29 protein-coding genes are annotated in these 25,271 nt (G+C 32.6%); 10 read left to right on the forward strand and 19 right to left on the reverse strand.

What is annotated here, in order from left to right:
- Nucleotides 1-5 precede the first annotated feature (5 nt).
- From OH814_RS19475 to tssD (OH814_RS19540), 14 genes are all read right to left on the reverse strand, one after another.
- Complete coding sequence (locus tag OH814_RS19475) at nt 6-857, reverse strand: hypothetical protein (protein ID WP_308829308.1); 852 nt, start codon at nt 855-857, stop codon at nt 6-8.
- Nucleotides 858-966: 109 nt separating this feature from the next.
- Nucleotides 967-1,371 (reverse strand): type VI secretion system tube protein TssD, encoded by a 405-nt coding sequence (gene tssD / locus OH814_RS19480; RefSeq protein WP_076562771.1) that lies wholly within the window; start codon nt 1,369-1,371, stop codon nt 967-969.
- A 658-nt stretch (nt 1,372-2,029) separates the two neighbouring features.
- A complete protein-coding gene (locus tag OH814_RS19485) occupies nt 2,030-2,602 on the reverse strand; it encodes a hypothetical protein (protein ID WP_308829309.1) in 573 nt (190 codons plus the stop codon).
- Between the two features lie 111 nt (nt 2,603-2,713).
- Complete coding sequence (locus tag OH814_RS19490; protein ID WP_308829310.1) at nt 2,714-3,271, reverse strand: hypothetical protein; 558 nt, start codon at nt 3,269-3,271, stop codon at nt 2,714-2,716.
- An 88-nt stretch (nt 3,272-3,359) separates the two neighbouring features.
- Nucleotides 3,360-3,938, reverse strand: a complete 579-nt coding sequence (locus OH814_RS19495) for a hypothetical protein (protein ID WP_308829311.1) — start codon at nt 3,936-3,938, stop codon at nt 3,360-3,362.
- Nucleotides 3,939-4,234: 296 nt separating this feature from the next.
- Nucleotides 4,235-4,801 (reverse strand): hypothetical protein, encoded by a 567-nt coding sequence (locus OH814_RS19500; RefSeq protein ID WP_308829312.1) that lies wholly within the window; start codon nt 4,799-4,801, stop codon nt 4,235-4,237.
- A gap of 10 nt (nt 4,802-4,811) precedes the next feature.
- Nucleotides 4,812-5,936, reverse strand: coding sequence for a hypothetical protein (locus OH814_RS19505; protein ID WP_308829313.1), 1,125 nt, complete (start codon nt 5,934-5,936; stop codon nt 4,812-4,814).
- A gap of 383 nt (nt 5,937-6,319) precedes the next feature.
- Nucleotides 6,320-6,619 (reverse strand): hypothetical protein, encoded by a 300-nt coding sequence (locus OH814_RS19510; protein ID WP_308829314.1) that lies wholly within the window; start codon nt 6,617-6,619, stop codon nt 6,320-6,322.
- A gap of 88 nt (nt 6,620-6,707) precedes the next feature.
- Entirely contained in the window at nt 6,708-6,962 is a 255-nt protein-coding gene (locus OH814_RS19515) for a phosphodiester glycosidase family protein (RefSeq protein ID WP_115621475.1), read from the reverse strand.
- A gap of 106 nt (nt 6,963-7,068) precedes the next feature.
- Complete coding sequence (locus OH814_RS19520; RefSeq protein WP_308829315.1) at nt 7,069-7,464, reverse strand: hypothetical protein; 396 nt, start codon at nt 7,462-7,464, stop codon at nt 7,069-7,071.
- A gap of 345 nt (nt 7,465-7,809) precedes the next feature.
- Complete coding sequence (locus OH814_RS19525; protein ID WP_308829316.1) at nt 7,810-8,193, reverse strand: hypothetical protein; 384 nt, start codon at nt 8,191-8,193, stop codon at nt 7,810-7,812.
- On the reverse strand, nt 8,183-9,193 hold the full coding sequence (locus OH814_RS19530) for a hypothetical protein (protein ID WP_308829317.1): 1,011 nt from the start codon (nt 9,191-9,193) through the stop codon (nt 8,183-8,185). Before OH814_RS19530 ends, OH814_RS19525 begins: the two co-directional genes overlap by 11 nt.
- A gap of 2 nt (nt 9,194-9,195) precedes the next feature.
- Nucleotides 9,196-11,151: a phage baseplate assembly protein V gene (locus OH814_RS19535; protein WP_308829318.1), complete on the reverse strand. Its 1,956-nt coding sequence runs from the start codon at nt 11,149-11,151 to the stop codon at nt 9,196-9,198.
- 349 nt (nt 11,152-11,500) lie between these two features.
- The gene (gene tssD, locus OH814_RS19540; RefSeq protein WP_076562759.1) at nt 11,501-11,905 is read right to left on the reverse strand and encodes a type VI secretion system tube protein TssD; all 405 of its coding nucleotides are present in this window, start codon (nt 11,903-11,905) and stop codon (nt 11,501-11,503) included.
- A 253-nt stretch (nt 11,906-12,158) separates the two neighbouring features.
- On the opposite strand from tssD (OH814_RS19540), the gene OH814_RS19545 reads away from it, so the two are divergent.
- The 3 genes from OH814_RS19545 (at nt 12,159) to OH814_RS19555 (ending at nt 14,165) form a co-directional block, all read left to right on the forward strand.
- A complete protein-coding gene (locus tag OH814_RS19545) occupies nt 12,159-12,365 on the forward strand; it encodes a cytochrome C551 (protein WP_308829319.1) in 207 nt (68 codons plus the stop codon).
- Between the two features lie 84 nt (nt 12,366-12,449).
- Nucleotides 12,450-12,713, forward strand: coding sequence for a hypothetical protein (locus tag OH814_RS19550; protein WP_308829320.1), 264 nt, complete (start codon nt 12,450-12,452; stop codon nt 12,711-12,713).
- A 288-nt stretch (nt 12,714-13,001) separates the two neighbouring features.
- Nucleotides 13,002-14,165 carry a thioredoxin family protein gene (locus OH814_RS19555; protein WP_308829321.1) on the forward strand — a complete coding sequence of 388 codons (1,164 nt, stop codon included), beginning with the start codon at nt 13,002-13,004 and terminating at the stop codon, nt 14,163-14,165.
- Between the two features lie 138 nt (nt 14,166-14,303).
- Here the strand turns inward: OH814_RS19555 and OH814_RS19560 are convergent, their stop codons facing one another.
- Complete coding sequence (locus OH814_RS19560) at nt 14,304-15,326, reverse strand: 3-oxoacyl-ACP synthase III family protein (RefSeq protein ID WP_279197169.1); 1,023 nt, start codon at nt 15,324-15,326, stop codon at nt 14,304-14,306.
- A 73-nt stretch (nt 15,327-15,399) separates the two neighbouring features.
- On the opposite strand from OH814_RS19560, the gene OH814_RS19565 reads away from it, so the two are divergent.
- The gene (locus OH814_RS19565; RefSeq protein WP_076562746.1) at nt 15,400-16,299 is read left to right on the forward strand and encodes a CorA family divalent cation transporter; all 900 of its coding nucleotides are present in this window, start codon (nt 15,400-15,402) and stop codon (nt 16,297-16,299) included.
- Nucleotides 16,300-16,451: 152 nt separating this feature from the next.
- On the forward strand, nt 16,452-18,038 hold the full coding sequence (locus OH814_RS19570; protein ID WP_308829322.1) for a patatin-like phospholipase family protein: 1,587 nt from the start codon (nt 16,452-16,454) through the stop codon (nt 18,036-18,038).
- Between the two features lie 636 nt (nt 18,039-18,674).
- Here OH814_RS19570 and OH814_RS19575 read toward each other — a convergent pair.
- Entirely contained in the window at nt 18,675-19,175 is a 501-nt protein-coding gene (locus OH814_RS19575; protein WP_308829323.1) for a hypothetical protein, read from the reverse strand.
- A gap of 184 nt (nt 19,176-19,359) precedes the next feature.
- Between OH814_RS19575 and OH814_RS19580 the strand changes: the two genes are divergently transcribed.
- The 4 genes from OH814_RS19580 to OH814_RS19595 all read left to right on the forward strand — a co-directional run bounded on the left by OH814_RS19580 (nt 19,360) and on the right by OH814_RS19595 (nt 22,789).
- Complete coding sequence (locus tag OH814_RS19580) at nt 19,360-20,103, forward strand: hypothetical protein (protein WP_308829324.1); 744 nt, start codon at nt 19,360-19,362, stop codon at nt 20,101-20,103.
- 165 nt (nt 20,104-20,268) lie between these two features.
- On the forward strand, nt 20,269-20,772 hold the full coding sequence (locus OH814_RS19585; protein ID WP_308829325.1) for a hypothetical protein: 504 nt from the start codon (nt 20,269-20,271) through the stop codon (nt 20,770-20,772).
- 88 nt (nt 20,773-20,860) lie between these two features.
- Nucleotides 20,861-22,330, forward strand: coding sequence for an FAD-binding oxidoreductase (locus OH814_RS19590; protein WP_308829326.1), 1,470 nt, complete (start codon nt 20,861-20,863; stop codon nt 22,328-22,330).
- An 84-nt stretch (nt 22,331-22,414) separates the two neighbouring features.
- The gene (locus OH814_RS19595) at nt 22,415-22,789 is read left to right on the forward strand and encodes a glyoxalase (RefSeq protein ID WP_123887059.1); all 375 of its coding nucleotides are present in this window, start codon (nt 22,415-22,417) and stop codon (nt 22,787-22,789) included.
- A 336-nt stretch (nt 22,790-23,125) separates the two neighbouring features.
- Here the strand turns inward: OH814_RS19595 and OH814_RS19600 are convergent, their stop codons facing one another.
- The 3 genes from OH814_RS19600 to OH814_RS19610 are packed head-to-tail and all read right to left on the reverse strand — an operon-like array spanning nt 23,126 to nt 24,604.
- On the reverse strand, nt 23,126-23,677 hold the full coding sequence (locus OH814_RS19600) for a DNA-3-methyladenine glycosylase I (protein WP_308829327.1): 552 nt from the start codon (nt 23,675-23,677) through the stop codon (nt 23,126-23,128).
- Nucleotides 23,677-24,054, reverse strand: coding sequence for a MazG-like protein (locus tag OH814_RS19605; RefSeq protein WP_308829328.1), 378 nt, complete (start codon nt 24,052-24,054; stop codon nt 23,677-23,679). Before OH814_RS19605 ends, OH814_RS19600 begins: the two co-directional genes overlap by 1 nt.
- A gap of 19 nt (nt 24,055-24,073) precedes the next feature.
- Nucleotides 24,074-24,604: an NAD(P)H-dependent oxidoreductase gene (locus tag OH814_RS19610; protein WP_308829329.1), complete on the reverse strand. Its 531-nt coding sequence runs from the start codon at nt 24,602-24,604 to the stop codon at nt 24,074-24,076.
- A 289-nt stretch (nt 24,605-24,893) separates the two neighbouring features.
- On the opposite strand from OH814_RS19610, the gene OH814_RS19615 reads away from it, so the two are divergent.
- The gene (locus OH814_RS19615) at nt 24,894-25,250 is read left to right on the forward strand and encodes a helix-turn-helix domain-containing protein (protein WP_123887054.1); all 357 of its coding nucleotides are present in this window, start codon (nt 24,894-24,896) and stop codon (nt 25,248-25,250) included.
- Nucleotides 25,251-25,271: the final 21 nt, after the last annotated feature.

Genomic DNA, 25,271 nt, shown 5'->3' on the forward strand with positions numbered 1-25,271 from the left:
ATTGTTTATGTTATTAGTTGAATATGATACCTGCAGACATACAGCATTTTTTCGTTTAGCTTTTCCTTTACATGAAATACAATTTCTGATAATACGGAATCGAGATTATAAATATATTCTCCCTCCAGCATCAAATCATATTCTAAAGGAATATTTAAAGCTTTCTGATAATTATTAGCATAAATTTCATCAAAATCGCCGGTGTGACTTTTAAGTTTTCCTCCGATATTCATCTGAAATTTATCTTTATTATCTACAAACTGATAGTTTGTATCGTACACTATTTTCTCTCCCGGAAAAAGGGTCGAAAGAAATTCTCTTTCTTTGAATTGACCTTCATTTGTGAAATTGACTCCGGTATTCGGAAACGGGTAAAAAAGTATCTGGTAAATAAGATTTGCTTTAATATTATCATCAATCCTCTGAAATTCTTTATCGTAAATATTGATGATTTCGTTGTAAGATTCTTTGACCAATTGCAGAAAACGAAGTTCTTTTCGTTTGATCTCTTCCCATTTCTCAATAATTTCCTCTTCATTTTCAATCTTTTCGATCGTTTTATCTTCACTGAGAAGTAAAGCAAGATTTTCGGTTGCTTTATTTACCTTATCCAGAATTTCGTAGAAAGGTTTCATCTGTGCATCGAAACGGATATATTTTTTATCTGAGATCAGAACCTCAATATGCTTGTATTCTCCGGGAATAATTTCCCAGATTTCTTCTGTTTCTGTTTCGTTTGCTTTTCCGTTGCCTAAGGTAAGGTATGACTTGACGTTAACAGAATATTTTCCGTTTCTGTACCAAGCATATTTAAATGAATTTAATTCTTGAATTTCGTTTACTTCACTTTGATTCATAACCGGAAAGTTTTGAAATTAAGGATGATTTAAAACAAAAATGGTAGTATATTGAAAATGTGTATGAATAGTTTTATTCATACACATTAATCATTTCATAAGAGAGAAATTATACTCCCGGCCAGATGCCTTCGTATGCAGCTCCACCATAGTTGATTTTTTCTGCACTTACTACAAAGCTGATTAACATAGAGTTTTGATCTATTGCATCAAAATCTACTTCGTGTTGAATAACGTATCCGTTTTCCCAGTTAAGAGTAATCAAAGTACCTTCTTCGTGAGATTTGTTGAAAGTAATTTCACCAGTTGTTGGCTTATATTTACCATTAAGCAAACTTTCAAGAATTTCAGATTTCTCTGTTGCTTCGATCGTTAATTTGATGATAGCGTTGGAAGGATCTGATGCTACACGTCCTGAAACGTCTGTAGATCTAGATACGCTGTAATTAAGCTTTAGTAATTTTTGTCCTTCGCTTCCGTTGAATTTTAAGATTCCTCTTGAATTGTCTGCCATGTTTTGTAAATTTTAAACAGTTAATATTTTGTGATTTGGTTGTTATTTCTAATCCAAAGATAGAGCCATTGATTTATTTTGGAGTTATAAATATGATAAATCTCAGTTTTTGTAGTAATACTACGATTTTGTGTAGTAGTTCTACTACTTTCGATACGAACATAGGAAAACCCCTTTGTATAAAGAGGTTTTGAGTCATTTTAAATGAAATTATCTCTTGATTAATTTTAAGGAATTTTTAGGAGGATTTTACATAATTAACAACGTTTACCAATTATAAAAAACTAAAAGATTATTATGATAATACAAGTGTTTCATAATATGGATAAGTATCTATCCCATTTTTACCAGATTTTTTCATAAGAAGTCTCGTTCCGGTATTTCCATCTAAACGTACTAATTAAATTCCTTTATTACACTTATATTCAAAATCTGGATATTAGCAAGTTTAGAATAGTATTATTTATTTTGCGTAAATAGAAGCTTTTGGCTTATTAATATTTATAACTAAATTCTTTTCCCATTGTAATAATTTCTGCAGAATCATCTTTAAATCTGATTATAAGAGTAAATATTTCGTATAAGCTATCGATATTATTTTTTGCGATTTTGAAATTACTATGGAATTAATTCAATTGAAGTTACATGAATAAAAAGTTTAATCTTCAAGAAAATCAGAGCTTCTTTCTTGAGATGATAGTATTTTAAGTGTAGAATCTTCCAATGTAAATATTTTGACTAATTTATTCTCAGCAACCAAAAATTCGACATGCCAGATGCTTCTATTTTTATCCTTTTGTCTATCGATAATTGTCAGTTCATTTTCAATGTTTCCACCATGAGATTTTATAAATGTAACTATTTGTTCCGGTTTACTTAAGAAACCTTCATCATAATCTTCGGTTTTAATTATGATTCCCTTTTCATTATACTCATCATGTTTTCCTACAACAATATTTGGATTTATCACTAATGTTTTGAATGAATAAAGCAGCATTCCGTTTGCCCGATAAAATTTCACGTCAGTGTAAAGATTAGGCTTAGGTAGAACTTCTTTTAAAGAATAACCTTCTTTATCACTTCCTGAAAATTCAATTTCTTTACTCATTTCTGATGTTTCTTTTAAATAATAATAAGGCTCTCCGGTCGTTACCGTTTCACCATCTTCATTCAGGCTATTCATATAACTTTTTGCTTTTTCTTTCCATTCATTGATATTAATTCTTTGCATTTCTGTTGGTTTTAAGATTTTGGAAACTGTACTGTTTTTTTTATTTTCCTGTCCATTACAAGAAAATAATAGGGTAATCAAAAAAAGAAAAAATAATTTTCGCATAAAATATTATGGTTTATATTGATGATGATTGCAGTTGCTTTGCAGCTTTTTCCATTGCCATTTCCAGAGGGAATATCGGTTTTTGTAGTAATCCATTACATTATCGGTTTTAAATTTTTCAAATATAAATCCGTTGATATCTGAATTTTTATTTCCTTTCTCCCAAGAATGTGGTAAGCCTACTGCATGTAACAATTCGTGTACGGTTGTTGCCGGATTCCTGGGTGTGAAAACAATCGTTAATTTTGTGTAATAATGCGACGCCAGCAGTTCCAGGACAAACATCCGCCAAGAAGAAAACCTTATAATAATTTGTAAATTCAGGATGTGCATTATTAAATAAAGCCTCAAGTGTATGATGTAAAAATTCATTCGATGCGCCAATCTGCTTTTGGTAAGCAATACCTCCCGGAACTTTAAAAGACTGTATTTAGCGTTCCCAGTAACATCAAATTGTTGTATATACTTCAATTTCGGCTTTACCAACGCCTGACGATAGAGTGTATAAAGATTTTTATATTCACCAAGGTAATTTCCTTTTTTTGAATTACATTTTACTTTCATTAAATCATTTTCTCCTGCAATGTCATGATAAAGAAACTCTTACCGCATCGTATTTTGTTAATAAAAATGAGGAAGCCAGTTCCTTTTATTATTTTCCTTTTTTTCCTTTTACTTCTTGCAATTGCTTTTTAATATCCTCGGGAAACCAAGGTAAAACAGAATCTTGTTTGTACTGCTCATACACTTCGTCAGGATTTAGAAATCTCTCGGGAAGATTGAGTTTTTTGAGTTCAGCTTGGAAATCCAATTCTTTGTCAAAATAAACAAGTTGTTTTTCTTGAGTATTGATGATGAACCATTTTTCGGGAGAATCAAAAGTAGAATCTTGCTCATCTTTTTCAAATGGCTTGTAGCCATAAATATAAATTTTATGACAATTAAATTTCAAAATAGGTGATATTCCACCTCCAAGATCATTTTGAAGCCTTTCAACAAAAGTATCTAAAAACCATTCTTCAGGGTTACCTATACTTGAAATGTTATATGGTTTTATTAAGGGAATAATAGGAGTATTACCTAAATCCTTTTTCACATAATAAAATTTATCAATTCCTGCATTTTTATAGGAATAATCAGGCATATGTTCGTTCATTTCTTTTTTTATTTTATTACATTTTAATGAACCAAGAATCATGAAAGATAAAAGTAATGTCTTTAATAATTTCATATTAACCTTTTTTAATTTCCAAAAGGAAATGTAGTTTTATTATAATCCATCTATTTTGTTATATTCTCTTATTATAGAATCTTGTTTTTGCTTCATATTTTTTCCATCATTTTTTTAATTCTTTCATTTCCATTTGCCATCCAGTCAATTTTTGATTTATTGTAGGAATTTGTCCAATTTCCTTTTACTTTCATTAAATCATTTCCTCCCGCAATGTCGTGGTAGAGAAAACCGGAGATAATACTTACAAAATAGTATTTTATTAATAAAAATGAGGAAGCTAGTTCCTCATTATATTATTTTTCTTTTACTTCTCGCAATTGCTTTTTAATATCCTCGGGAAACCAAGGTAAAACAGGGTCTTGCTTATATTGCTCATACACTTCATTAGGATTTAGAAATGTTTCTGGAAGATTAAATTTTTTTAGTTCTATATTAAGTTCTTGTTCTGAATTAAATTTAGATAATGAAACTTCTTTAGTTCCTCTTTTTAAATCAATAATAAACCAAAACGCAGGAACAATTACTTTACGATTATCAAAGTTTCGAATCTCTTCATTTTTATGACCATAAATGTAACTACTTGTTAAATTAAAATTATCAACTGGACTAATACTAATTTCATCAAACTTATTGAAGCCTGTTGAAATTTGCCACATATCATTGCCTTGCAGCTTTATTAATTGAAATGGTTTAATCAATGGAATCATCGTATAATCCCAACCATTATCAGCCCAATAAAATTTATCTATTTTAGCGTCTTCATAAGGTCTTTCGGGAAATAATTTGTTTTTCATTTTCTCAGTTTTATTACAGTTAATCAAAACAATAAAAATAGCTAATAACGCAATTATTTTTTTCATTTTAAATATTTTATTCAGTTTTGCGAATCCATTTTAAACGATCTTGTTCCATTTTTTCTTTCCATTTTTTCATACCTTCTTCAATAATTTTGTCTCCGTTGGCTTTCCATTCAACATCTTTTTTAGAGTATTGATTACTCCAGTTTCCTTTTACTTTCATTAAATCATTTCCTCCTGCAATGTCGTGATAGAGAAAACCAGAAATAATACTTACCACATCATATTCTATGCTTCGTGAACCATCTTCAGACGCTCGTAAATCAAAAGTATCCTCAAACTTATGTTGAATTTTTACATCTCCATTTTTATCTACACTAACTAAAGTTATTATACCAATACTTCTTAATAACCAAGTCAGTTCATTGGCTGCAACTTTCCAAGTATCTCTATATTTTGTACTAAAAGGATTTTTAAACTGGTCTAACATATCTCCTTTGGCTCTTTTTCCTCCTAATTGAATTGCTCTTAATGGAAGATCTATAATTTCAAACGTTTCTTTTAAATAACGTAAATCATGAAACACCTTTTTAGCAATTTCTTTCTCATATTCAACAAACTCGGGGTCTTCATTAATCATCTTAATCAGCCTTTTGCTGTTACTAATATCTACTTCACCACTTTGCAGCATAGAATAAATTCCGGCTTCAAAAAGATTATCAATATTTCCATCCGTAAAACCAATAGATTTTGCCAGGCTTTGTCTTGCACCATGTGCCCAGCCGGAACCGTCATATTCTTTGTCGCCTCTTGCCCAATCTACAATATCAGTGTACCAGTGTTTTGTAATTTTCAGTTCTTCTTTGGCTTGGTCTACCCATTTTTTTATTCCTGCGGTATTCGCAATGCTTGTTTTTACCATTCGGGTTTTTCCTTCGCCTTCTACAAATGCTTTTTCTTCTTTCCGTTTTTGTTCCAAAGTCGCACCCGAAGAATAATCTAAGCGGTAAAACAAATCTTTGCCTGTATCTTTTACCCGATCCCAAATGGTTTGATCCTGATACTGATCCCAATCTGAAAGAGTTCCTTTATTAAACATTAATCCTACCGGAGCAAAATGGGCCTGCAGTTCCATATTATGTACTTTTTCAAAAGCTATTAAGGCATTAAGCTTAAGACGGTACAATTCACTTTTCATATAAAGAGCTTTTTTCGCTCCTTCTGCTTTTGAAATTGCCTGATCTAAAATTGTATGAAACCAATCAGGTAACACATTACTTATTATAGGAATTTTATATTTTGCCGACGCATACTTTTTAGAGGGATTAGCCTTTATATAGTCCCGATACGTTTTATACTGATGATAAATTTTCCAATAAGATTTTACGCATTCTCTGAATGTAGGTGCATTTCCGTTAATACTTCCATCAGGATTGAAAGCTTTATCTAAAAGACGTTTAGGAAAATGACAACCTTCTTCCGAGAAAAAACCTTCTGCGCTTGCTCCTGCATAAAATCCCCAACTTTCAACATAGAGATTATCATAATCCTATTTGGAAATATTATTCGCAGAAAATAACACTAAATACCAATTGAAATGCTTGAAAAAATGACATCACATTTGATTTTTTCAAAGTAAACATCAAAGGTAAATGCATAAATTATTATTGCAACAATGAGTAGAAAAGCAAAAAATCCAACTGTGAGCTTTATATATTGGTGTATTTTGAATTTAAATATTTTTGAAAAAATTAAGATTATAAAAAAGAAAATCAAAAAATCAGAAATTAATTTTGTTATATCTATTTGATAACTTAAAGATGAGTATCCTCTAACCAGCCATACAAAAAAATGCCCTTTTCCTTCTTGAATTTCTTCCATACAATTAGTCTCGTATTTGAATATTGTAATTATAAAAATCAATAAGGTAATTGAAAATAAGTAATAATATCTATAAATTGCTTTCATTCTAATAATATTTAACAAACAATATTCCTGCTGTGCATAATTCATTTTTATCTTGCCCCATATTTATAATGAATTTCCCGTTTTCGAAAAGCATTGAAGAATCACTACCATCAAAAAATGCTGCATATCTACATTTTTGTTTTATAAAAGAGTCTCTTATGTCACCTAAAGATGATCCTTTTACACCATCTTGATGAACACTAATAATTACTTTTGATGGAGATATTCCAATACAAGTTTTGCCTTTAATATGCAATTAAAATATATAAAGATTTCATTATAAAAATTTTATTATACACTACAATCCATAGAAGCAAAATCTATTATGGTAAGATACGATTTTCCAGCAATGTTAATGTTGGTTATATAAAAACAAATGTTCCTCCTTTACTATTCATTGTAACCCTCCGCCTTGTTAGTTCGATTTTTCTAATTTTTTTTAAATCTGTATCTAATTCTTTTTTCTTGGAAGAGTCTATTTTTTCTCCAATTATATTAGAATAATTTTCTATAAAAAAAGATACTGATCCGGACAGACTATGAAATTTATCCTTTAAAGAAACAAAAACGCCATACTTTTCAATTTTTTCACATTCAAAAAATGATTTTTCGGTAAATTCAATTTTATTTAAATTCAAATTCTCTACTTTATAACCTTCCAAAAAAGATTGATAAGGAATTCCTGTTGAATTTGTTTGTAGGCATTTCTTGCTAAGACAAACTTTATGAACTTTCAACCAGGTATTATTAGATCCCATTGTAGTAATAAAAACCAAACCTGTATTTTTATTAATTAACTAATTGAATTTTACCGAGTTTTTCTCATTAATTACTATTTTTACAAATTCTTCTACATCTTTATTTTGTCCTTGTAAAGAATTGCACCCAGAAAATAGTATTGATGCAAATATTATCAATAATATATTTTTCATAAGCATTCGTTTAATAACGGAAAAATGGCATCTTTTACAACTTGACCTTAACCCAATCTATGCTTTTAGAATTGCGAAATTAATTTGAAATATTTAGATTTTTTCGAATAAGGATATATAAAAAAGTATAAATTAATTTTGTTTCAAAAAAGATAATAATTTCATTTAAAATTATTTTTTTCCAGAACTATTATTTTGAAGTATTTTTCCCTCTTTTTTTCTTTTTATTAGATGAATAAATTTCTCATCACATTCTTTGAAATGCAAATATGGATTTATAGAATTGCCTGAGTTTTGAATATAAATTGTATCATTTGCAAACATAGAGCTTAAATTATCAAATTCGAGATAAGTTACATTGTCTTCTTTTAATACCTTTACAATGCCTTTAATTTTTTCATTACCAATTGTACTAAAAACAAAGTTATTTTTACAATCAATTTTTAAATAAAGCTTGCACTTAGATTCAATTGGATAATATTCTCCAGAAATCTTTTGCGAAAAAACACATATAAATGCAAGAAATAAAAAGAATATTAAAAACTTAGTCATCATACTTTTGAATTTTAGATTTATTGTTTTTACCCCATTTGAGGTTTTTGATATTACTTGTCTCATATTTATAAGTTCCAATTGATTCTAATTTGTTTGTTATGCAATTCTCTTTAATTTCCATTAATTTAATAATAGATTTAACATTACTTTTTCGATGATCAAAACCATTTAATCCCCCGTTGATTCTAACAGAAATAAAAATTAAATCATCTTTATCCGCATAATTACCCAATTGTCTATCATCCCAAAACCAACCAGCAGAATCACAAGTATACGTTAAGTTATTTGCAATAACTTCGGAAGTGTCAATTAATTCTGGTTTTTCAATATGTATAAAATATTTTTCATATGTGTCTCTCCATGTTAATTGAATCAAACCTTTACCTTTGTATTTGGGACCATCACCTTTGGAAGTATGACCATGGCTCAAGCACTCTTTGTATCTGTTATAAGAACGTCTCAATTGCTTTGTATTATTAGCCAAATACGGATTATCCTTTCTTTTTTTATTGTCAAGATATAACTTATATTTATTATACCCTTCCAAATGAGTAGAATGATCATAATCCCATCCCGAAGCATATTCCATCGTGGTGTTAAGTCTATCTGATTCTGTTTCAATCTGCGCTAAAAAATGAGCTTTTCTAAGACATGTATTGATATTATTGTCTTTCATTGCCTTATTCAAAGCATCTGTAAAAGCTTGATAGGTTTTCATTTCAGCTGGCAAAGGACAATTTTTAGCAGTAAACAATCTTTTAGAATTATAAAAAGATTTAATATCTTCTTCTTCAAATTCTTTTTCACAGAAACATTTTTTATCTTCTTGTTTTAGATTGGGTGCAGATTCATTCGTACCATACGTCACTCCTGAGCCAAGTCCATTCTGTGTAAATTGATTTCCAAAGGAAGAGTTTTCAATATTTTTCCCTGCATAGGTTTTGGAAGCACCTCCGGTGGTTTCAATATAATCTCCTCCTATAAAAGATTCCTTGCCCATAACTAATGGTTTTTTGAAATTTCTGCAGAATTATTCTTAATCTCTTTTTGAGAATGCTGTTCAAAAACTCCCTGACTTTGATTGGTAATTTTACCATTGGCAACTCTTAATCGATCTTTTTCTGTATGCGATTCTTTATTTCCGGTAATAAACTCAGTCATTTTCCCTGTAACGTTTGTAATAAAATCAGTTCCAACAGAAAGCATATTTAATAAACCAACAGTAGAAGTTCTATTCATACCTGCACTTTCAGAAATATTCATTCCCACGGTATTGTTTTGGTTCATTCCCACGTTTGTGTTCATACTTTCCGTCACATTGATATTCATATTCTTACAATTCAGCGTCATCGTTTCTGGAGCGGTGATGTTGATATTACTTCCCGTCGTATCAAGATGAATCTCATTACCCGATTTATCTGTAATAATAATACTTTCATCTTCCGTGAAAACAACTTTATGGCCGCTTCGGGTCATGATAGATTTTACACGGTTGTCTGCGAATCCTCCCAAAGCTGTTCCCCCATGAAACATTCCGCCCATAACAAAAGGTCTGTCGGGATGATTGTGTACAAAATTCACCATCACCTGATCACCGACTTCCGGTATGGCAACATACCCTCGGTTTTGTGTGATTTGGTCGGTTCCTCCTGCATCGGGACTCATCATTCTTATAAAATGAGTGGTGTCGTTCGTCTGCCAGTCAAATCTTACCTGAACTCTTCCCTGCCCTTCCGGATCGGTATTTGAAATTACAGTGGCAATTTGGGGTTGAGCAATTGGTATTGTGAATTCCGGCTTAGGTAAAAATCCTGTATCAGATGCAATTCCCTGAAAACTTCCGGTGTAATGACCGATGGTATCTATCTCATGCGTTGCTTCTGTAACCATGATTTTTGTGAAATAGGAGGTTTCATTCGTATCCGGTTTCCGCATTTCGATATCGACACTGCATCCCGGATGTAAAAAAGGAACCGTCGTAGAGCCTGAAACACTGAAGACATTCACGCCTTCACTTCCTGATGTGCTTTTTTGGGAGTATTCAACATCCAAATGGGTGGTTGCTTTTATCGGAGCAACCCGTAATGAAGGTGTTTTATAAATAGTATCGTTGTGCTGATACGCTGTTTTTGCCAAATCTCCAACATGCTGAATCGGAGTAGAACCTGATATCAGTTTTTCATTTTTATTGCTGTTGTAACCGTAGAATTGTGGTTTTGTATGAACCGCTTTCAATTCGACTTTTATGTCGTTGGCGCTGCTTCCGTAGGTTAATTTGATGGGTTGGTTTTGTGGAGGAAGTTTTCCAAAGTGGAGAACTTCACCATCATAATAGAACTGTTCACCATACGCTTCTGCCATTCTCGCCAGATAATTATAATGGGTTTCATCATACTGACTGCTGTAAATGATTTGAGAATAATCATTTGTATCGATTCTGATATCAAAACGGCTTTTATCTAAACCCTGCCTAATCACTTCTTCAGCAATAATTCCCATATTGACAGCCTGATTTCCACCAAAACTCTGAATATGCGGTGCCCCATCCAATAAAATAGTCGGACTGTAACCTGATAAAATAATATTTCCCAAGCTCATTTTCTCCTGACTGAAACCTACGCCGGTGATGACACCTACAAAAGTACGTTCCGGACTGTTTTCAATGTCTTTATAAGAAATAACGGCCGTTAATCTTTTGCCTAAAAACTTATTGGCTTCTTCTAAAGTATGCGTTTGGCGGTCGCCTAAAGTATCGTGAGCTAATGTCAGCGTAAATTCGTGATGTTTCTGAGAACTTTGGGTAAGCTTGAAATGCTTGTAATATTTGATCACCTTACCTTCAATGACCAAAGATAATTTTACCAATCGGTTGATACCGGTATGGTGATTCTCTGAGATCCCGGCCGCATTCTGTGATGGGCGAAAAGCGGAACCTCCGTTTTTTTCTAAGGTATTCATATTGTTGTGATTATGTGGTGGATTAAAGATATTAAATTTTATTTATTCATTTAAATTTTAAGTTATAAATTTTTTATATTCAGGCTTTTAGCTATCTGTTTACTGGTAAGAGTGTGATATTTTACTGAATTCTTATAAAATAGACTCAATCGCAGCCCTGCTTGAACGGAGCTCTTTTTTATTTTTGGTAGCTAACCAATAATAAAAAAAGCGGGAGTGGAAGAAGGATCAGCTGCCATAAAAAATAAAGTTGTACAAAAATCAACACTGAAATATACGATGAACTGAAAAAGACCGTCTTTTCGGACAGTCTTTTTTTGAATCTCTAATAAACCTTGATGAATTGCTGTTATACTGTCGGCCAAACTCCTTCGTAAGCAGAGTTTCCGTAGTTGATTTTCTCAGCACTTACAACAAAGCTGATTAACATTGAGTTTTCGTCTACAGCATCGAAGTCTACCTCATGCTGAATTACATAACCGTTTTCCCAGTTTAAAGTAATTAGAGTTCCTTCTTCGTGAGATTTGTTGAAAGTAATTTCACCAGTTGTCGGCTTGTACTTTCCGTTTAACAGTGACTCAAGGATGTCAGATTTTTCTGTTGCCTCGATCGTTAGTTTGATAAGCGCATTAGAAGGGTCTGATGCTACTCTACCTGAAACGTCTGTAGATCTAGAAACGCTGTAGTTCAGCTTTAATAATTTTTGACCTTCGCTACCGTTGAATTTTAAGATTCCTCTTGAATTTGCTGCCATGATAAGTAAATTTTAATCGTTAGTATTTTTTGTGATTTCTATAACCCAAAGATAGATACACCAATAATATCTTTAAAATTTTAGAATAATTATTTCGAAAATTGTAGTAATTCTACGATTTGATGTAGTAGAACTACGACAATTTATAACCACTACCAGTTTTTTAACAAATATTACCGAATTTTAATATAAAGTTTACACTTTTTGGAATGATAATTGGGTATGGATTAAAACACTATAAAAATAAAATATTATGAAAAAGTTAATGTTATTTGCCTTCGGAATAGGCTTAGTTGCCGCAAGCTGCGGATCAAAAGAACCACGGATGTCTTCAGAAAATAAAGACTCAATGACTGTTATAGCAGATTCTACGACAAGTATGGACTCAACCTCTACGCCAATGCAAAGCCCGGACACTATGAAAATGCCAGTAGATACAGCGGCAGCGCCAATGAAATAAGAAATAGATCTTATAAAAACATAAATCTGCTGATAATTTCGGCAGATTTTTTATATTTGATTAACTAACCAATATGCTTTAAATATGAAAAAATTAGGAATAGCAATGCTTTTAGGCTTAATAACTTTAGGAAGCTGCGCAGACAAAAAAGAAAACAGGGAAGAATATAAAGAAAATCACAATAAAGATTCTTTGAGAAATATATCAGGTGATACGGCAGCAGCACATTCTGAGCCTACTCAAGCGGAAACTGATACTCCAAAATCTTTACAGGACACTGCCGCCTCGCCAACCGATTACAGCAGTAAAGAGTCAAAACCCAATACCTCAGTAGGAGGCTCAAGATAAAAAAGCAAATCCGTAGAAAATTCTATGGATTTTATTTTTTAATTGTTTCTAAAATGCTTGTCTGCAATTTCTCATATTTTATAACTTTTTGTATTTCTTTACTAAGTTTAATCCTTTTTATAACTTTAAACGGTCAAGTTTTAATATTCTTTGTTTGCTTTTGCGTTAAATTGTGGATTATTAGTAAAAACGGAGATACATAATTTCTAAAATGATCCTCTTATTTTTATTAAAAAGAGAATAATTATTTAACTTAATTATTACATTTGTATCCAACAAAAAAAATTCATGAAAAAAACAGCAATATTATCATTCCTTTTCTTTGCAGCACTTGCATTTGCACAAGGAATTAAGTTTGAAGAAGGCAGTAACTTCAAAACTATTTTAGCTAAAGCAAAAAAAGAAAACAAACTTGTTTTTATTGATGCTTATGCAGTTTGGTGTGGCCCATGTAAATTAATGGTAAAGAATATTTTTCCGTTAAAACCAGTTGGTGATTATTACAACGCCAACTTTGTCAATGCAAAAATTGACATGGAGAAAGGTGAAGGTATTGATCTGGCAAAAAAATACAATGTAAAAGTATTCCCAACCTATCTTTTCATCAATGGTGATGGTGAAGAAGTTCACAGAACCATAGGATATGTTGAAGAAAAAGATTTCATCCAGTTTGCAATGGATGCAGGAGATCCAAACAAAAGATTAACTGCATTGAAACAAAAATTTGAAAAAGGAGAAAAAGATTCTGAGTTCCTTTTAAATCTTGCCGGATTAACGGTTTATAATGATACAGAATTTTCTAACAAAGTTTTGGAACGTTATTTTGCTGCAAAACCTGCAATCACTCAGGATAATCTACAGCTGCTTTTACAGGCTATGAAAAGTACAGATGGTGCACCTTACAAGATTTTTACAGAAAGAAAGGCTGATATCCTGAAAATAATTCCTGAGAAAAACGTTGAAGGCATTGATAAAAACGTGAAAGTAAATACGGTAATGAGCAAAGCTTACAACACAACAACAAAAAAGTTGGATGAAGCTTATTTCCTTGCAGAAACTCAAAAGTTCATGACTAGAGATGAAGCAGAGAACCTTTTGAAAAGAGTAAAAGCAAGCAGAGCTTTGAAAGATAAAGATTTTGCAACCTATGAAAAAATCACTATTGAACTGAATAAAGATACTTCGGCTTTAAGCGCAGACCAACTTAATTCTTTAGCTTGGAATTTCTTTGAAAATGTTACCACTAAATCTTCTCTTGAAACTGCTGTAAAATGGGCACAGGAATCTGTAAATAAGAATGAAAATTATGCAAATACAGATACTTTGGCAAACCTTTACAACAAAATTGGAGACAAGAAAAATGCTAAAATCTGGGCACAGAAATCAGTAGATCTTGGAAAAGCAGCGGGTGAAGATACTGCAGACACAGAAAAATTATTGAAGAGCCTTTAATCTTTAATTTTAAAACATAGAAAATCCGAAGAACGAATAGTTTTTCGGATTTTTTTTATTTTGTTTTGCCACGAATGCACGAATAAAACCTTTATTTTAGATGAATAATTCGTGCATTCGTGGCATCTATTTTACAATTTAATACTCAAACAAAATGCTTCCCCACGTAAAACCACTTCCGAAAGCTGAAAGCAGCACTAGATCGCCTCGTTTGATTTTTCCGAGCTCAATCGCTTCATTTAAAGCAATCGGAATAGAAGCTGCTGTTGTATTTCCGTACTTCTGAATATTATTATGGATTTTTTCATCTGGCAAACCAAATTTCTGCTGTACAAACTGTGCAATCCTTAAATTCGCCTGATGCGGAATAAACATATCAACATCTTCAATTGTTTTTCCTGCCTTATCCAAAGCTTCCTTCATGGTTTCAGGAAATCTTGTCACCGCATGTTTGAAAACGAAATTCCCATTCATGATCGGGTACACTTCTTTATCGGTTACATTTTCAGGCTCTTTTCTCATTCTGTCGCTCCATCCGTATTTTGAACCCGGAAACTGCGTGCACAGTTCATCTGCATATTTACCTTCAGAATGCATATTCATCGCCAGAATATCTCCTGCATTTGCATCTTCCGTTGCAGAAAGCACAATTGCTCCTGCTCCATCACCGAAAATTACAGAAACACCTCTTCCCTGATCAGAAAAATCAAGTCCGAAAGAATGAACTTCAGCGCCTACAACCAAAATGTTTTTATACGTTCCCGATTTTATAAATGCATTCGCAACGCTCATCGCATAGACAAATCCTGAACATTGGTTTCTTACATCCAAAGCTCCGATCGTATCACAACCCAACATATCCTGAAGTAAAACTCCACATCCCGGAAAATAATAATCCGGAGAAAGCGTGGCAAAAACAATATAGTCTATATCTTTTGCCGTCAAACCAGCTTTTTCTAAGGCTTTTTCAGAAGCCTTGAAACCAAGATATGCCGTTGTTTCCTGAGCATCATTTCGGTTTATTCTGTGTCTTCTTTCTTTTATTCCGGTACGCTCGGTAATCCACTCATCATTGGTGGTCATTAGTTTTGCTAAATCATCATTGGTGACCACATGATCCGGAACATGAAATCCGATCCCTTTTATTGTACTTTTAATCATATAGTTTTCTAATTTTGGTAAAGATAAAATTTATTTCATACATCATATTTCAAATTAATAGTATTTTTACTTTATGCCTATTGACACAATTTACAGAGATTCGGGATGCGAATGGATAGACGTGGAAGCGCCTACACAAGAAGACATGAAGTACCTTCATGAACGCTACGAAATCAACAATCTTCTTCTTGAAGATACTTTAGACCCCAATCACTTACCCAAATATGAAGCCGACGGAAATGTCAAATTTTTTCTTTTGCGCGAAAGTACCGAGCTGGAAAGGAAAAACCTCAACACCATAAGTGATATCAGTACAAAAATCGGGATATTCCTTGTAGAAAATACCATCATCACCGTACACAGGCTGAAAACCAAAAGTATTACGGAGACCAAGAAACAGCTTTCGGCAAGCCAGGAAAACTGTTCTCCCGATAAAGTTGCGTTGATGATTGCTCTGGTCATCATGAAAAGTTTTGATGATGAATCGCTGAGCTTATTTGAAACGATGGACAATATTGAAAATGAAATTTTCCTTAAAAATACCAATCATACCAATCAAATTCGAAGATTGTATAAGCTGAAAAGAAAATCAGGCCTAAATTCGAGGGTTTTAACGATTTCTACAGATGCTGTTGATAAATTTAAACTCCTCAATCTTCCTGATTCTGAGTTCGTCGATTTAAAAGATAAACATAAAGACGTTGTTGCCGATTTTGATCACCTCAACATTCAGATTACCAACTTAATTTCGATGTTTCTGGCGCTTTCTGATCAGAAAGCCAATCAGGTAATGAAAGTTTTGGCCATCTATTCGGTTTACTTTTTACCCATTACTTTTATTGCCGGTTTATACGGAATGAACTTCGACAATATGCCCGAACTGCACACAAAACAAGGATATTTTTACACTTTAGGGACAATGGGGGTGATTGTAATCTGTACGTTTATTTATGCAAGGAGAAAGCAATGGTAATTCATTTTAAACTTATTAGTCCTTTTTGTCATTCCGCAGGAATCTCAGCAGAAAAAATTTTAAGTATTTAGATTCCTACGGAATGACAAACTGAGTGTAGAATTTTTTTAATAATTAATCGAAATTCAACATCAAAAACACCACACCAAACCATGAAATCCGAAACCCTCCAAAAAATTCTTGATGAAGACATACTTTCTCAGGATTCCAAAGAAAAGCTGAAAGCACTGCACGAAAATATTTCGAAAAGAGAATTTTCTGATCTTCTGGATGCCGAAGGAAACCAGTATATAGAATTTGTACAGGAAGGAGGCGGTGTTTGGGGAAGTGCCTTGGTAGGATATCTTTACGGACTCGAAATATTCGGAATCCGTTTTCTGAAAGTTGCCGGAACCAGCGCAGGAGCAATTAATACCATGTTGATTGCAGCTTGCAAAACGAAAGAAGAAGCCAAAAGCGAAGTCATTAAAGAAATACTTTTTAACTGGAATTTTGCAGATTTTATGGATGGAAAAAGCTATGTAAAAAGTACCATTCATGCGATGCTCAACAATAAAAATTTCTTTAAAATCAATTTAATTATTACGATTATTCTAACGGTTGGATTAATCAGTTTACCGTTTATCCTTTCCTCTGAAACAACAAGAGAAGCGAAGCTTTATTTTCTGATTCCCCTTGTTCCTTTAATTATTTTAATTCTAATCTTAAAAAAACTATACCTGAATTTTCAGAAAAGCAACAGCGGGCTCAATCCCGGAAATGTGTTTGAAGACACCATGAAAAATGTACTCAACGATTTCGGAATAAAAACGGTCGCAGAACTCAATAAAAAATTTATTCAAAAGGAATATGAGCTCAATCTCAATTACCGCTATGGCAACGGAATGGAATTTTACACCAACGCTTTAAACGGAATTGAAGAAATTAAAATGAATAATCTGGAACACATTGATGAAACACAGTACAGAATCTATTTTGAGGGCATCGAAAACAACGATTATTATAAAAACAATCCGTTTTATCAGTTGAAATCTGAATATACGGTTATCACGACCGACATCAACGCCAAAATAAAAGTACAGCTTCCTATTATGGCGAATCTTTACTGGTCTGAAGAAGAACTGAAGCACATCAGTCCGGCAGAATTTGTGCGTGCTTCGATGTCTGTTCCTTTCTTTTTTGAGCCTATGCAAAAGCTCATCAACAAAGACGATGATTCTGTACAATACGCCTGGAAATTCTGGATGAATACCTCAAAAGAAAACATTTATCCTGTCGGGATTTTTATCGATGGCGGAAGTATTTCAAATTTTCCGATCGATCTTTTTCATGTGACCGATATTTTCTATCCAAGACTTCCACTTTTTGGAGTACAGTTAACGAGTGATTCGGCAATCAATGAAGAGAAAGGGAAAACGAGCGAACAAATTCTTAAAACTCCCCTTTCCTACGCCGGAAATATCATCGAAACTTTAAAAGGTTTTAACGACAAATCTTTCCTGACCAAATATTCATTTTACAATTTGTACAGCATTAAAACCGTGAACTGCGGAACGAGTAGCTGGCTTAATTTTTTTATGAAAAGAGAAGAAAAAGAACAGCTTTTCAATGCCGGATTTGTTGCCGCACTTGATTTCCTCAATCAATTTGACTGGGCAGAATACAAACGCGAAAGAATGATGGTTGCGATGAAAGAGAAAAAGATTTTGAATGAAGAGGATACACCGACGGTGGGGTGATTTTTGGGTTGGAGAGTTGGAGCGTTTTAGGGAAGGAGTGAATTTGTTATGCACAAAAAACTTTGTCATTCTGAATGAAGTGTAGCGAAATGAAGAATCTCTACGATAAATCAAAGAAGTATCTCAAAATAGATTTGCGATAATTTACATAAACCCCGCTCCCTGCTAGCGCAAGCGTCTCGCTTGTGCTCTACATTACCCAAAACAGTACATGCTAAAATGTATACTGTTGTAAAAAATAAAATCATTCAGTTATTAAGCGCATCATTTTGGTTAAGAACTATACATTTTCGGTGAAATACCCAAATGATTCGGTTGTTTAGAAATATGATTCGACTCTGAACCATAACCTTTGGGTTTAAGACGTAAACGATTCGGTGCAGAACCCAAAACGATTCGGTTCGGAACGACAAATTTTCGGTTAGAGACCTGGTCGATTAAGTCGACAACCGAAACGATGGTCAAAACAACCGCAAACAACCATTACAGAACCGAAACGGAAGTATAATTTAGATTAACGTTAATATTAATAATTGTATAAGTTCTGTACAACACTTCAAAAAATCTCTACGCAATCATTCCATTCAAAAAAAATCCTCAAACGATTAGTTTGAGGATCATTAATTTTAATTAGACCTATACACTTTCAGATTCTGGTGTCTCGGTATCGGGCTTTTTGGGAGCGCTGCTTCTTCCGAAAAACTGTTTCAAATCTGCTTGTTTCGTTTGAAAGCCTGATGCAGAACTTCCGGCCTTATAGCTTGTAAATGCATAATCTTCGAGTGCCGCATGATAATTGTCGTAATCGTGAAGCGTCTTGGCATCTACCAGTTTTGTAACCAGACTATTGAATCTGGAAATCATTCCTTCGAGATTTCTCCGAGAGTTGTAATCATCTTCAAATTCCTGCCAATCCAGATCAGGTGCGCTAAGGTTGGGTTGGTTTTTATTATAATCGTACACTTTGTTGACCAAAAGTTTGTTTTGCTCATTAATGCTTCCGTAGCGTTTGCGGTCTTGTGGAGAGAGATTGATATTAAAATCTTCAAGAGCTATCTCAAGAGTTATAATTGCATCAAGAATAGATGCCAGTTTTGCATTGTCTAAATGCGTGTTGTTTAAATTTGTAATTCCCATCATTTATGATTTTAAATGTTAGTATAAAAATCGCTTTGTGTTTATTTAGGTTTGAACTAAATTAACGATTTTTTTGATATGAAAATGAGTGAGTTGCAGATTTAATGAAAATATTTAACCATTTTTAATTTAATAAATTAAAGCAAATAAATATATTGTTATTTTTGAATAATAAGATATTACAATGAAATATAACTACCTGTTAATTCTTTTATTTATTTTTAATTTTTGTTTTTCACAAAGCAGATTAACAAAAGAATTGCAGTTATTTAAAAGCGAAAACTTCGATGACGTAACTTCAGCGAGGAAATATTTACTTGGATTGCATAACAAAGAAGTAATATCAGCTTTAATAGAAATGTCCAAAGATACTAGTTATGTAGAATTAAAAAACACTGGAGATTTAATATATCCCGGTACGAAAAGATTCTATGGTCATGGATGGAATGTACGATATGATATTGACTGGCTTTCCGCTCGTGCAGGTTGGTTGCTTGAAGAAATAACTTTTCAAAATTTCGGATTTCTAAAGAAGGAAATTTCCTATAATGAGTTAGTTGAAATTACTAATGATAAATTAATTTTAAAAAGAAATGATGAGGCAGAAAGAATACTTACTTATCGCAAAATAATTGCTGATGAAGCCGAAAAATGGTGGATGAAAAATGAAAATGAGTGGACTGATTATTATGCTCTGAGCGAGGCATTAAAGAGTTACAATGTTTACCGTTGGGATTTAGCTATACACTATCTCCGATTTGGGGATTATATCTTCGAAAATTTAAATATTGAAAATTACACTAAGGAATTAAAGCCAAAATTAATAGAAATAAGTAACAGCATAAATAGTGAATCAACTTCTTTTCAAGCTAAACTATTACTAAATGATGATGAAAATTATTGGTATAGCAATAAAAAGATAAAGTAACTTATTAGAAAATATAAAGTATACCCGTTGTGCATTTTGAATCTTTGTCTTTCGAAAATAAGTGAAACGGCTTTGTTGCCGCACTCGATTTCCTCAATCAATTCGACTGGACAGAATACAAACGCGAAAGAATGATGGTTGCGATGAAAGAAAAAAAGATTTTGAATGAGGAAGATACACCGACGGTGGGGTAAAAAAAAATCAGATAATAAATATCATCAAACAAATCAAATGATTATAAAAAATAAAGTCATAAAATTTATATCCGGAAAATACTATTTAATACTCCTTGTTTTGGTAATTGGGTTCATTATTTGGGGAGTTATACATGAAAAAATGTGGATTAAACAGATGTTGAAAAACTCTAAATACACAATTGGTATTGCCACAACAGATTGGCATCAAAAAAATAATAATGGTACTGGTACAGATTACAAATATCATTTTAAAGATTTAGACTATTTCTCAACTACAAGTTATTCTTATAAAAAAGGTGATTCATTTCTAATAATTTTTGATTCTCTTAAACCAAAAAATAATCAAGTCCTTTGGATTTATCCTATTGAAAACTATTTAATAGATTTAAAGGTCCCTAAAGATGGTTGGAAATACAATGACGTTCCATTTAAAATTGACAGTATAGAAATTAGAAAGAAATTAGCAGAATGATTTTCTTTATCCAAAAAAGAAAGAATCGAAATGTTTAGAAAGTATGCTTAGAATTTTCCCTATTTTCGTTCCTAGTATCCTACAGTAGATGAAAAAAAAGCACCTTTTTATTATTGGAATTGTAGCAGTTCTTATTTTTCTGGCGATTCCGGTTATTCACGTTCTTAAAACAAAATGGAATGAGCAGGATATTAAAATTGAAACTCCGAAAGGTTTTACCAATGATGCAAGTCAATTGAATCTTACCGAAATTGATACTTTAATCATCGTTCCCAACAATAAAACCGAAATTGTCAATCAATTAAAGCAGGTGATACAATACGCCAAAGAAAAAAATCTTAAAATTTCGATTGCTGGAGCTCAACACAGCATGGGTGGACATTCCATTTATCCCAACGGAATTTTGCTGAATATGCTTCCGTACAAACAGATGGAACTCGATCAGAAAAATAATATTTTGACGATTGGTTCGGGTGCTTTGTGGGAAGATGCGATTAATTATTTAGACAAATACGGAAAATCTGTTGCGGTGATGCAGGCTTTCAGCTCGTTTTCCATTGGTGGTTCGATGAGTGTGAACGGACATGGCTGGCAAAAAAATCTCCCGCCCGTTTCTTCGAGCGTGATTTCTTTTACTTTAATGAATGATAAAGGAGAGATTATCAATTGCAGCAGAGAAGAAAATCCTGAATTATTTAAGTTGGTGATTGGCGGATATGGACTTTTCGGGATTATTCTGGATGTAAAACTGAAAGTCGTTGATAATCTTGCGCTGAAATATAAATCGGTAGCAATGAATTCTGATGACTACGTTTCTTACTATAAAAAATTTATTACAGACAACCCAAATGTAAATCTTGTTTTTGGAAGATTAAGAGTTTCAGACAAAAAGTTTTTAGACGAAGCGACCATCATTTATTTTGAAAAAGCTGATGTAAAACCGCTTTCTCTTGCTGCTCAGAAAACAAAAAATAAAGAAATCAGACGTATAGTTTTCAGAAGTACCGTCAACAGCGAATATGGAAAAAGACTTCGCTGGGATTTGGAAACCGGAATGAATACCGTTTTAAACAACACGGTTTTTACCCGCAACGAATTATTAAACGGTCATGTTTCGCTGATTGAAAATAAAGATCCCAATTCTACCGATCTCCTGCATGAATATTTTATTCCTGAAAGAAATTTTAATCAGTTTATAAAGGATATAAAACCAATTTTAAAGGATTCTGAAATAGATTTATTAAATATTACCATTCGAGCCGTAGACAAAGATGAAGACAGCTACATGAACTATGCAAGGGAGCATGTTTTTGGTTTTGTTTTACTGTTTAACCAAAAGAAAACGGCAAAACAGGAAAACGAAATGAAAATAGTAACCAACAAATTAGTTGATATGACCATCAAAAATGAAGGCACTTTTTACCTTCCCTACCGTCTTCATATCGATAAAACAAAAATGAGAAAAATCTATCCTCAATCTGATTCTTTCTTTGAGCTTAAAAGAAAATATGATCCGCAGGAAATTTTTGAAAATAAGTTTTACTTGCATTATAAATAATAATAAAATATAATTGAGATTCTTCCTTCGTCAGAATGACAAATTGGGTTTATATTTACTACCAGAAATTACTTTATACAACCTATGATTACCAAAATAGACCTAAGAGAATCTTTACAAATTGCTAATTCAGAGACAACCACTGAAACAGAAGTATTTCAAAATGAAACGCTGCGTCCCATTTTGAAACTTCAGAATGATCTGTATCTGTCAATGTTTACAAACTATGCTCTGCGGCAAAAAGCAGATTTCGGATCTCTGTCAGTTTCGAAAAAACAAATATTTATCGAACAGAGTGTACAAAAAGACGCTGTGCTGAAAAACACTTTTATCGGAATGACCATCGGAATGTTTACTTTAGAGGAGATGGAAGTCTATCAATCTGACAGCAAAGTTTTTAATAAAAGAATCATTACGATGTTGATAGAACGATTGAAAAGCCAAATTGAAAAAAAATAAATAAAAATGACATACATCTGTGAATGCTGTGGCGAAGAAAAAGAAGAAGCCGAAAAAAGAATTAATAAAGTTTTAAATAGATCATAAAATGAAGACAAAACAACTTTACAAATATTTGCTGATTATCGGTGGCTCAATGATTCCGTTGTCAATAATCATGCTTGTTTTTGGTATCTCAATGTTTACAGCACGGGGGGATTTTTCCAGCTTTGTCATTCAACTTTCACAATTCTGTTTTATTTTCTGGATACCCGTTTGTGTGTTAGGAATTATTTTATTGATAATTGGCTCAATAATGCAGAAAAGAAATATTTAATTTCAAAATTGAAAACAAATCTACCCTTTCCTCCACATCGGATTATGCTTCAAAATAGCTTCATTCACCACGCAATCTTCTGCGTGCGCACCTTTTAGAAAACCAATGCTCATTAAAAATTCATTCACAATTTCACCGCCAGTAAATTTGAACGTTTTTTTAAACAGTTTCATCCATTCCTGTAAAGTTTTGGGGTGATGATGCTCCAGCCATTTTTCAAAAGAACCGAATTCTATTTGCAGTTCTATAATAGTTTTTGCATTTTCAATGGCAGCGTTTACTTTCAATTTGTTTCTGATAATTCCGGGATCACTTAATAACCTTTCACGGTCTTCTTCACCGTAAGCGGCAATTTTTTCGATATTAAAATCATCGTATGCTTTTCTGAAACCTTCTTCTTTTTTTAAAATCGTTTCCCAGCTCAATCCTGCCTGATTGATTTCCATAATTAACCTTCCAAACAATTCATTATCATCATGAATCGGAAATCCGTAATGATTGTCGTGATATTTTTTGTGCAGCTCTTTTCTGCTTTCAGGCTGCATTCTTTCGACTGCTGAACAATAACTCATTAGAATAGGTTTTCTGTTTTGGTTAAAAATTTATTTAACGCTTCTTTGATGTCAATTCCGGTGCGGTCTGCCAAAACAATGAGCCACCAGATATTTTCACCTAATTTATGCTCAAGTTCGGCTTCAGAATTCTGTTTTGACCAGGTCTTTTCGTGCGACATCACATTTCTGCCCACCAATCCGGCATCAGTAAGATACGCCAAAGCATCTTGCTCCAATGTCCACTCGCTTCCATTTTGCTGAATTTCCAACTCGTGATATTTTTTTCTGATTTCTAAAGAACGTTCTATGATTTTATCTAAATTATTTTGATCCATCATTTTATTTTTGAAAAGTAAAGGTAATACAAACTGCTGACAAGTGTCTGTCAGCAGCATTATTTATTAATCATTATTTTTAAAATTGATCGAGAAAATCAAGATACATTGGAACGCTTTTTTCAATCCATTCGAGAGAAGTATTATGCTCCAAACCATAATAAACAAAAGGTTCTTTATAATCTGCTTTCACATATTCAAAACTGAGTTCAAAAGGTCTTGTCAATTCTTTCATCGTGTATTTATATTTTCCTTCTGCACTGTAATCGTCAAGATCTACTCCTACAGATATTGCCAAAGCAATCTTTTTACCACCTACTTTGAATCCGCTTTTACTTCCGTAAGCCCAACCGTGCAAAAGCACTTCATCCATCCATTTTTTTAATAAAGGCGGACTGCTAAACCAGTAAAACGGGAACTGTAAAATAATTTTATCATATGCTTCAATTAATTCCTGTTCTTTTTTAACATCGATATTTTCATCAGGATAACTTTCATATAACTCATGAACGGTATATTTTTCGGGAAACTTCTTCAATTCTTCCACCCATCTTTTGTTGATTAATGAATCTTCCATTTTTGGGTGAGTAACGATTACTAATGTTTTCATATTTTTAAATTTCTTTTTTTAACATATGACTTTTTTTAAACCGCAAAGAGCCAAAAGATTTAGTCTGATTTAAGTTTTTCAAAAGCTAACAAAACAACCAATAAGTAAGGTTTTTACATTTTGTAAACTTTTGAATTTCTATTTTTTTCAATCATTTCTTTTGATGCTTTTGCGGTAAAAAGACGCTTAGTTTCTTATAAGGTTTAAATTTCTTTTACAAAAATAATAGGTGTAACTTACATTTGGTATATTAGCAACCAATTGTATGGTACTATAAAAAATGTAAGTAATGACTAAAATAAAGGAAACTTCAACCAACTTTGCGAATAGAAAAGCGCTCACCGATGAATGTCCGGAATTGTATGCTTCAAAATTAATTGGCGGACAGTGGTCACTTGCCATTTGCAGTTATCTGATCAACGGAAAACTGAGATTCGGAGAACTTAGAAAAAGTCTTGGAAATATTACAGAACGCATGCTTACGCTTCAACTTCGAAGACTGGAAGAAGATAAAATTATCACAAGAACCGTTTTTGCAGAAGTTCCGCCAAGAGTGGAATATGAATTAACAGAAATCGGATATCAGCTAAAACCCGTTATCCAGGAGTTGGAAAAATGGGGAATTATGCACAAAGAAAGCATTTAAATTGTTAGTTTGAATCTTCAG

It is taken from the genome of Chryseobacterium sp. CFS15 (assembly GCF_031118795.1).
In the GTDB taxonomy this organism is placed as follows: domain Bacteria; phylum Bacteroidota; class Bacteroidia; order Flavobacteriales; family Weeksellaceae; genus Chryseobacterium; species Chryseobacterium indoltheticum.